2 rRNA genes are annotated in these 3,260 nt (G+C 53.2%); both read left to right on the top strand.

Annotated elements, in window-relative coordinates:
* Window positions 1–158 precede the first annotated feature (158 nt).
* Window positions 159–3,054, top strand: a 23S ribosomal RNA gene (locus CIK93_RS08435).
* A gap of 101 nt (window positions 3,055–3,155) precedes the next feature.
* Window positions 3,156–3,260, top strand: a 5S ribosomal RNA gene (rrf, locus tag CIK93_RS08430); the annotation flags it as partial.

Genomic DNA, 3,260 nt, shown 5'->3' with positions numbered 1-3,260 from the left:
TATTCTCCACTTGTCCTTGAAATAGAGGAAAGAGATCTTTGACATATTGACACAAGCAAGACTGTAGATTAGATAATAAATCAGAAATCAACAGCTGAAAGTATGAGCACTTATGCATACGGCCGCCTATAGTTATAGGAAAGTATGCTTAAGTCAAGGCGAAAGTAAGTCAGGGCGCATGGTGGATGCCTTGGCTCACGGAGGCGATGAAGGACGTGATAAGCTGCGATAAGCTGCGGGTAGGAGCAAATATCCCTTGATCCGCGGATTTCCGAATGGGACAACCCATCAGGCTGAAGGCCTGTTATCCCTGCGTAGGCAGGGAGGCTAACCGAGGGAACTGAAACATCTTAGTACCTCGAGGAAGAGAAAATAACAATGATTCCCCCAGTAGTGGCGAGCGACCGGGGAAGAGCCCAAACCTGCTTTGTGGCAACGCATGGCAGGGGTTGTAGGACCGCGCCGTGGTACTTGCAATGTGAGAAGAAGTATCTGGAAAGTTACATCATAGAAGGTGATAATCCTGTATTCGAAACTACTGCGAGACCTAGCGGTATCCTGAGTAACGCGGGACACGTGTAATCCTGCGCGAATCCGCCGGGCCCATCCGGCAAGGCTAAATACTCCCGTGAGACCGATAGCGTACCAGTACCGTGAGGGAAAGGTGAAAAGTACCCCTATAAGGGGAGTGAAAGAGTACCTGAAACCATGCGCCTACAAGCGGTCGGAGCTGCTATAAGCAGTGACGGCGTGCCTTTTGCATAATGAACCTACGAGTTACCGTCACAGGCGAGGTTAAGGAAGACGACTTCCCGAGCCGCAGTGAAAGCGAGGCTGAACAGGCCGTATAGTCTGTGGAGGTAGACGCGAAACCGAGTGATCTACACATGTCCAGGATGAAGTCCCGGTAACACGGGATGGAGGTCCGCACCGATAAGCGTTGAAAAGCTTCCGGATGAGGTGTGTGTAGGAGTGAAAGGCCAATCAAACTCGGAGATAGCTCGTACTCCCCGAAAGGCATTTAGGTGCCGCGTCACATGATCTGTATGAGAGGTAGAGCGACCGATAGGTCAAGAGGGCTTCACCGCCTATCGCGACCTGACGAACTCCGAATGCTCATACACCGCAGTGTGGCAGTAAGGGGGCGGGTGCTAAGGTCCGTCCCCGAGAGGAGAAGAATCCAGACCGCCGTCTAAGGTCCCCAAGTTCTGTCTGAGTTAGTCTAACGAAGTGTGGTCTCCGTGACAGCTAGGATGTTGGCTTGGAAGCAGCCATTCATTCAAAGAGTGCGTAACAGCTCACTAGTCGAGAGACCGTGCATGGATAATAATCGGGTATAAGACAGGCACCGAAGTCGCGGGATAGTAATGATAAAAGTATCGGTAGGGGAGCATTCCTGCGGCGTTGAATGTGACAGGACGACTGTCCCTGGAGCTTCAGGAAAAGCAAATGTAGGTATAAGTAACGATTAGGGGTGTGAGATCCACCCCCGCCGTACGACTAAGGTTTCCCGGGCAATGTTAATCATCCCGGGGTAAGTCGGGTCCTAAGTCTAAGCCGAACGGCGAAGGCGATGGCTGACACGGTCAATATTCCGTGACTTCCTTATGGAGTGACGTGGAGACGCAGTCGTGACACTGCCGCGGGGAAACGGAATTCCCCGTTAAAGGATGTAGGCATTGAGGGAGGCAGGCAAATCCACCTCCCGAGCTGAACTCCGAGAGTACGGCACTCTCTCCGGAGAGCGCCGACAGCGCAGGTAATCATACTGCCGAGAAAATCCGCTAAACTTAATCCATACGGAACCCGTACCGCAAACCGACACAGGTAGTCGGGTAGAACATACTAAGGCGTTGAGAGATTCACGGTTAAGGAACTAGGCAAACTGACCCCGTAACTTCGGGATAAGGGGTCCTCCAGCAATGGAGGCGCAGAGAATAGGTCCAGGCAACTGTTTAGCAAAAACACAGGGCTGTGCAAACTCGCAAGATGAGGTATACAGCCTGACACCTGCCCGGTGCCGGAAGGTTAAGAGGAGATGTCACCGCAAGGGAAGCATTGAATTGAAGCCCCGGTAAACGGCGGCCGTAACTATAACGGTCCTAAGGTAGCGAAATTCCTTGTCGGGTAAGTTCCGACCTGCACGAATGGTGTAATGATCCGGACGCTGTCTCAACCGTGAGCTCAGTGAAATTGTAGTATCGGTGAAGATGCCGATTACCCGCGATGGGACGAAAAGACCCCGTGAACCTTTACTACAGCTTAGCATTGACCTTGGTCATCGGATGTGTAGGATAGGCCGGAGGCATTGAATCATGCGCGCCAGCGTGTGTGGAGCCATCCTTGAAATACGGCCCTTCTGCTGCCTGAGGTCTAACGCGCTTAGCGCGGACACTGCTTGGTGGGTAGTTTGACTGGGGTGGTCGCCTCCAAAAGCGTAACGGAGGCTTCCAAAGGTGCCCTCGGGCCGATTGGTAACCGGCCTTATAGAGTGCAATGGCATAAGGGCGCTTGACTGGGAGGCAGACATGCCGAGCAGGCAGGAAACTGGGGCATAGTGATCCGGCGGATCCGTATGGAAGGTCCGTCGCTCAAAGGATAAAAGGTACTCCGGGGATAACAGGCTGATCCCCCCCAAGAGCTCATATCGACGGGGTGGTTTGGCACCTCGATGTCGGCTCGTCACATCCTGGGGCTGGAGAAGGTCCCAAGGGTTGGGCTGTTCGCCCATTAAAGTGGCACGCGAGCTGGGTTCAGAACGTCGTGAGACAGTTCGGTCTCTATCTATCGTGGGCGCAGGAGTCTTGAGGGGACCGGCCACTAGTACGAGAGGACCGTGGTTGACCGACCTCCGGTTTACCGGTTGTGCCGCCAGGTGCACCGCCGGGTATCCGCGTCGGGTTCGGATAAGCGCTGAAAGCATCTAAGTGCGAAGCCGGCCTCAAGATGAGGACTCCATTGAGGGTCGTCGAAGACTACGACGTTGATAGGGTGCAGGTGTAAAGACAGCGATGTCAAAGCCGAGCACTACTAATTGCCCGAAAACTTTTGTCTGAGGCGATACTTTCAGATGTTGACTCTGTATCTGTGATACAGTTTGCTTGTGTGCGATTGTCAACCTATACCGGCTGTATGTGATACGGCTGAGAGAATTATCAGGTGGCTATTGCGGTGGGGTTCCACCTCTTCCCATTCCGAACAGAGAAGTTAAGCCCACTTGCGCCGATGGTACTGCAATGCAATGCGGGAGAGTAGGAGGC

Origin of the sequence: Prevotella sp. P3-92 (assembly GCF_002251205.1) — a bacterium.
Taxonomy (GTDB): Bacteria; Bacteroidota; Bacteroidia; order Bacteroidales; family Bacteroidaceae; genus Prevotella.
This window is presented reverse-complemented; position numbering and strand designations above follow the sequence as displayed.